Source organism: Streptococcus sp. 2018037, assembly GCF_019754195.1.
Lineage (GTDB): Bacteria > Bacillota > Bacilli > Lactobacillales > Streptococcaceae > Streptococcus > Streptococcus hashimotonensis.
In genome coordinates this window covers 24,647-31,641 of sequence record NZ_JAIJZQ010000023.1, presented here as the reverse complement: position 1 = coordinate 31,641, position 6,995 = coordinate 24,647, and the positions used below count along the sequence as shown (strand labels likewise).

Annotated in this window: 4 protein-coding genes and 1 pseudogene; 1 reads left to right on the top strand and 4 read right to left on the bottom strand. The window is 41.2% G+C overall.

The window, feature by feature from the left end:
- Window positions 1-100, top strand: a pseudogene (locus K5Q29_RS08380) (IS30 family transposase); the annotation flags it as partial.
- A 221-nt stretch (window positions 101-321) separates the two neighbouring features.
- On the opposite strand, the gene K5Q29_RS08375 reads toward K5Q29_RS08380, so the two are convergent.
- From K5Q29_RS08375 to K5Q29_RS08360, 4 genes are all read right to left on the bottom strand, one after another.
- Complete coding sequence (locus tag K5Q29_RS08375; protein ID WP_029171978.1) at window positions 322-1,926, bottom strand: CTP synthase; 1,605 nt, start codon at window positions 1,924-1,926, stop codon at window positions 322-324.
- Between the two features lie 193 nt (window positions 1,927-2,119).
- Entirely contained in the window at window positions 2,120-2,701 is a 582-nt protein-coding gene (gene rpoE / locus K5Q29_RS08370; RefSeq protein WP_011921912.1) for a DNA-directed RNA polymerase subunit delta, read from the bottom strand.
- A gap of 125 nt (window positions 2,702-2,826) precedes the next feature.
- Complete coding sequence (locus K5Q29_RS08365; RefSeq protein WP_105139065.1) at window positions 2,827-5,982, bottom strand: pneumococcal-type histidine triad protein; 3,156 nt, start codon at window positions 5,980-5,982, stop codon at window positions 2,827-2,829.
- 33 nt (window positions 5,983-6,015) lie between these two features.
- Window positions 6,016-6,936 (bottom strand): metal ABC transporter solute-binding protein, Zn/Mn family, encoded by a 921-nt coding sequence (locus K5Q29_RS08360; RefSeq protein WP_105139066.1) that lies wholly within the window; start codon window positions 6,934-6,936, stop codon window positions 6,016-6,018.
- Window positions 6,937-6,995 lie beyond the last annotated feature (59 nt).

Sequence of the window (6,995 nt, the reverse complement as noted above, 5' to 3'; positions counted from 1 at the left end):
GACTCCGAAAGAAGTAGCTTTTATCGAAAATTGGATTAACAACTACCCTAAAAAATGCTTGGACTACAAGTCGCCAAGTGAATTTCTTTTGGGTGGCTAACTTCAACTTGAAATTTGGGTTTTTTTGCCAAAACGTATTGATTTAGCTGATTCTTTTGCAATATTCTACTATATATAATGCTTAAAACCATCTAGACAATGATGCCATATGGGGCTGGTATTTCGTATTTTCTTCTATAAATATTGTCATCTTTTTCGTTTCTTTATATAAAATATAAAAGAAGATTGAATAATACCAATCTTCTTCTATAATAATTACACTTATTTTTCATTCTCCAAAGCTGCCGAAACAAAGGCTGTATACAAACCTTCAGGGCGATTAGGACGAGATTGCAGTTCTGGATGATATTGGCAGGCAACGAAGAATTTATTTTCTGGAATTTCAACAATTTCTACCAAACGGTTGTCTGGTGACACGCCTGAGAAAATAAAACCTGCTTTTTCAAATTGTTCACGGAATTCATTGTTAAACTCGTAACGATGACGATGGCGACGTTGTACAACTTCTTGATTATCATAAGCAGCCGCAGCCTTGGAGCCACGTTTGAGCTTGCTTGGATAAAGACCTAAACGGAGAGTTCCTCCTAAATCTTCCACTCCAATTTGATCACGCATGATGTCAATAATTGGATATTTGGTTTCTGGGTCTAATTCAAAGCTATTAGCACCTTCTAAACCGAGAACATGACGAGCAAATTCTACACAGGTCAGCTGCATTCCCAAGCAGACCCCTAGCATTGGCACGTCATTCTCACGAGCATAACGAACAGCTTGTATTTTCCCCTCTGTGCCACGTTGTCCAAAGCCACCAGGAACGATAATTCCTTGTGCTTGTCCTAGACGTTCAGCTACGTTTTCTGCTGTCAAATCATTTGCATTGACCCAATCCAATTCGATAGCAGCATCATTTGCATATCCTGAGTGTTTTAGAGCTTCAACTACAGAAATATAGGCATCTTGTAATTCTACATACTTACCAACTAAAGCGATTTTTACTTTTTTCTGGAGATTAAGAACCTTGTTTACCATCGCTGTCCACTCTGTCATATCTGCTGGAGGTACATCGAGCTTCAAGTGATCGCAAACAATTTGATCCATGTTCTGCGCTTGCATATTTAATGGGATTTGGTAAAGATGTTCGACATCCAAGGACTCAATAACTGCTTCTGGAGCGACATCACAGAATTGTGCCAGTTTATTTTTAATTCCTTGTCCAGCAGGTTGCTCTGTCCGAATTACCAACATGTTTGGCTGAATACCTAGACCACGCAACTCTTTTACAGAATGTTGTGTTGGCTTAGTTTTCATTTCGCCTGCTGCTTTGAGATAAGGCAAGAGTGTTGTATGGATATACATAACATTGTCTGAACCGACATCTGCCTTCATCTGACGAAGCGCTTCAAGGAATGGTAAGCTTTCAATATCACCTACTGTACCACCCACTTCCGTGATGATGACATCTGCATCTGTAGTACGAGCTGCACGCTTGATTTTGTCTTTCAAAGCATCTGTAATGTGTGGAATAACTTGAACTGTCGCCCCTAAGTATTCCCCTTTACGCTCTTTACGGAGGACTTCGCTATAAATTTTACCTGTTGTAACATTTGAATATTTGTTCAGGTTAATGTCGATGAAACGCTCATAGTGCCCAAGGTCCAAGTCGGTTTCTGCACCGTCATCCGTCACAAAAACTTCACCGTGTTGATACGGACTCATTGTTCCTGGGTCAATGTTGATGTATGGATCAAATTTTTGGATTGTTACCTTGAGACCTCGGTTCTTCAATAAACGACCTAGACTGGCTGCTACGATCCCTTTGCCGATAGAGGAAACAACGCCACCTGTTACAAAAATATACTTTGTCATGCAAACTCCTTTTCTACGATTCAGGCTAATAGGAAGCGATTTGTGGGGATACTTCCTGTTAACTTGAAGAAAAAAACAAAAATAGCTCCCTATCGCTAGGGAGCTCCGACCTCAAAAGAGGTGCCCGATAATATCTTATCGTAATTTGGTAGTCTTGTCAAATTATTTTTAAGAATCTATTGATATATAATTCTTATTCGTCGACGACCTCTTCATCTGAATACTCGTCGTCATCTTCACCTAAATCAACATCCTCTTCATCCAATTCGTCATCTGGGATAATTTCGTTGATTTCTGAATCATAGGACTCAACTTCATCTTTTTCGTCATCTGGATTTTCATCATCGTATTCTGATGATACACTACCTGGATAGTTGTCCTCATCTTCCGGATCATCATGTCCATAGTCAATCGCATCATCATCACCGTCCATAAAGGCATTGACGCGTTTCTTCTTGCGTTTTGGTGCATCTTCATCATCTTCTTCAAGAGTGATCACTTCTTCGTCGATCTCATCGATTGCGTACCAAGAACGTAATCCCCATTTGTTTTCGCCAAGTGGAATGAAGCTTCCATCCACATTCAAATCAGAATAGAAGGTTGGGAGGGCTGCGCGAATCTCGCTGTTTGATTTTTCAAGGTAGTTTTGAATTTCATTGACCAAGTCGTTGAAATACATTTCGTTGTCACGTCCACGTTCTTCCAAAATAGCACGGGCTACTTCAATCATGGAAAGTTCGCTTTTTTCTTGTCCTGCAAATACGTTAAGTTCCAAGGCTGTTCTCCTTTTTTGTCTTTCCTTTCTATTTTACGCTAAAAAAGGCAAATAGTCAAAGATAATCTTTATCGTTTTTCTGTAAAAAATACCTGCAGAGCTCAGCGCTACAGGTATTTTGTTTACTATACTTGTTCTTCTAAACTTGGAAGGGAGATGGTCCGTTTGACCCCATCCTTATCTACAAGTCGAACAACTTTACTTGTTGCATCATATTCGAAAGCTTCAAAAGAAACTTTGTAACGGTCTGAGAGCGTGACCAGACTTTGTTCAAAGGTTTTGAAGTCCATGCCAAACTCTTCTGCTCTTCGTTTTAATTCTTCTGTGAACTCGTCAATTTCCTCAGTTTCTTCAGAAATAATTTCTTCATCACTTTCTTCCGTCTCTGTTTCTTCTGTTGATTCAGATGGTGTACTTGGTGTAAATACTCCCCAGCCATCGTCTGAAACAGGGCGTTCTTGTGGATTAGTCATGTAGTACTTAACCGTTGCTAGGAAATCTTCTAGACTATACCCTTCAGGACTTCTTGCACTACCTTGATCAAACCATTTAAAGGATACATAGTGATAGTGATCTTGATGCGGAATTACCAGAGTCCCGTTGCGTACTTCGGTCGCATAGCCAGCATTGTAGGTCAGCGCTTCGAAAGGAACGACTTTCTTCGCTTCAACTCGGTTGTAAATTTCCTCTGCTGTTTCTTTGGCAACTTGTGGCTGTTCTGGCGTTGTTGTCTCGCCTGCACTTTTTCCTGTTTCAGTTGGTGCAGGTGTTGACGGTGAACTAGAATTAGATTTCTCACGTTGAGCTACCATAGCCTCTGCTGGGATCAGCTCGCTTAAGTAATTCAAATCACTCTTGTTAATCCGACGGTAACCATCTGTAATCACACGTGGGATGCGATAGTTATCCGTACCTATTTTCACTTTTGGATCTAATAGGTCTGCCGGGTCAAAAATATAGCCGTCTTTCGTTGTATATTTTCCTGCTGCCTTAGCTTCTGCCAATTCTTCTGCTGAGTGAACAATTTGCCAATTTTTCAAACCTGCACGTTTCTCAATTGGTGTGACATTTTTCGCCAATTCTTCAGCGTCTCGTTTATCAAGAAGAGTTTGTACAGCTTCCAATTCTTCTTTAGATAAATCTTTCTTGGAAATTGAACGCAGAGAACCACCTGTCGCTCTTGGTAGACTGAATGCTTGACTAAAGACAAAACTTGCTGGATCTAGTACGTCTTCCGCCGAGAAGATATAGCCATCATTTGTTGCAAATTTCCCTTTTGCACGTGCATCCATGACTTCTTCTGCGGTGTGAATGATTTGCCAATTTTTCAAGCCTAAGCGGTTTGCTTTAGGTGTTGCATTTAGAATTTGGGGAACAAGATCCGTTGCTTCTCCATCACCATGTCCACTTGTAGTCCAAGCAGATGGACGAATTTCAGGATGTTGCATGATATAGCGGATCGTTGCAATTTGTTCCTTACTCAACCATGTGTAAGGTAGGACGTGGATGTGATCAATGTGTGGAATAATAAAGGATTGTCCAGTATCATAGGTCGCATTCGCTCCCTTCATCGGAATTTGATCCATACCGACCAACATGGCTGGCGTAAGATCTCCTTCTGCAAGCGGTGCAATATCAAAGATATACTGCTTATCTTTTTCTGCCAAGGTCAACTCAGCAAAAGAGATTTTCATCAAATCTAGTTCGTCACGACCATACGTATAAGTTTTTCCACCTACTTCCATTTCATAAACAACTTTTCCAGCCATTTTACGTTTAGCCGTTACTTGTTTGTATTCAAATGCAGGGCGGTTCTCTTCTTGAATTGGTTTTACAGGTTTTGAATCATTCCCTTGACTTGGTGTTGTGGGTTTAGCATCGTTTCCTACTTGTTCAGATGTTTTCGGTGGCACTTGTTTGCCTGCCTTCTCATTAACCCATTCCTCTACTTGCTTGATTTCAAAATCTTCGAGTTCGCCAAAACCAACATAATGGAAATGATCTCCATGACTAGCTATCAACCCTTGATCATCAACTGAGGTAATAGAGGATTTGCTAAAGATGTATCCATCACTTGTAAAATATGCCTTACCATCTAACCCTTTTCCATAAGCAGGAATTTGACGTCCCATATAGGAAACCACTTTCCCTGTTGACTGCTTCGGTTGTGTTGGTAATACTGGTTGTGTAGGCGATGCCGGTTGCGTTGTAACCGTGCCGATTGGTGTTACCGGACGATTTGGTTGTGTCGGTGTGTGTTGGGAGTGACTTGCTTGTGCACCAGAAGAAACACCTGCTCCATTTACACCAATCATTCGAGAAATCTTCTCTTCTAGAGGAGACATCTGGCTGTATGGGATAAAGTGATAATGGTCGCCGTGTGGAACGATGACACCTGCTGCAGTTTTCTTCGTAATCGTTCTTGGGTCAAATACCAATCCATCTGCTTCTACATGGCGTTGAGATAGCGGCGTTGCATCCAATTGAGCCAATAAACTAGCCAAATCCTGACCTTGCCCCGCACTAATTGTTGTCTGTTGAGCTCTATTGTTTCTATCGCCATATTGACTACCACTAGCCGAGCTCACACTTCCTTTTTGATTCCAGTAATCTTGAGCAGCCTTCAATTCGGCAGCTGATAAATCTTTTTTAGGAATAAAGTGGAAATGGTCGCCGTGCGGAACGATAAAACCATCTCCCGTGTCTTCAATAACATCTGTCGGATTAAAGACATAGCCATCGTCTGTTCTGTAGCGGCCGTCTTTACTATTTCCCGCTGCCTGATTCTTACTGTCAGCAGAAGAGATTCCTTTTTGCCGCTCCACTTCTTCTTTGCTACGAACATTTTTATGTTTGCTAGGGTCTTTTAGATAGAGATAGTATTTCCCATCAACTTTTATGACGTAGCCATCCTGGACTTCATTGATGATGTGACTATCTTGTAAAACATAGTTCGGGTCCTTCATGACCAATTCTTCACTAAAAATCGCATCAAAAGGGACTTTACCATTATAGTAGTGGAAATGGTCGCCGTGTGATGTCACATAGCCTTGATCAGTAATTTTAACAACTATCTGCTCGGCATCAATATTTTCCTTGGCAGAAATTTGATCAGGTGTTAATTGTTCCGAGACTGTGCTTTGTGCACTTTGACTATCTTCAATGTAGGACACACGATTTTTTTGCTCTTCCATCGCTTGGAAACGTCCAAGCTGATAGCTACAGAGACTCATCCCTAAAACAAGGACGGCTACGGAGCCAACAACTGCTTTTTTCTTCATTTTTTCTCCTTTCGGTCGATAGAATTCGGCCTTTTATTTTAACTCTTGAGCTAATGTTTCTAAGACTTGCTCTAGATTTTCTAGATAGGTTAAATTATTTTCTGGATCTGCTTCAAGAGGATCCAACACTTTTAAGTCCACACCTGTCGAACTCGCCAATGCCTTGGCAAGCTTATCCGAGGCACCTTTTTCTGTAAAAATTGTTTGTACATTGTAGGTGTCAACAAATTCTTTAATTTCCGCCAATTGTCTAGGGCTTGGTTCCTCCTCTGAAACTCCTGCGATTCCCAACTGCTTCAACCCAAAGCGTTGCGCGGTGTAGGAGAAGGCTGTGTGTTGAGTGACAAATGTTTTTGATGTAGCTTTTGAAAAGATTGGACTATACTTGTCTGCCAACTTTTGCGCTTTTTCTTCCAAAGTTGCAGCATTTTGACGATAATAATCCGCATTCTCAGGATCACTTTCTGCTAGAAGTTCACCAATCGCAACAGCTTCCTGACCAACTAAAACCGGATCCAACCATGTGTGAGGGTCATATAAACTAGCTTCATCAATCCCTTGACCGGCTTCTACGTCTTCTAACCCCGGAACCTTTGTCAGCGGTAAATTAGTCGAAGCCTCCAAAACCTTGACAGATGAACCTTGCAAATTAGGCTCCAAACGTCCTGCCCAGGATTCCAAAATTCGCGAATGATAGATAAAAACATCTGCATCGTATATGGCCTTTATGTCCGCAGCTGATGGTTCATAAGAGTGTATGCCCTGTCTTGAGCCAATCATTCGAACATCATTTTTGCTCCCAGACACTTCCTTAACCAGTGAATAAATTGGGTAAAATGAGGTGACTATCTTCATTCCTGGCTGCACTTGACTCGCTTCCTTCTGAGCCGAGCAAGCTGCTAAAACAAAACCGAATAAGGTCAAAAGACAGGTCCCTACTATTTTCTTAAACATAATTACCTCCTTCTTTAACCAGTTAATTATATAACAAGAACGTTAACTGGTCAAGCATT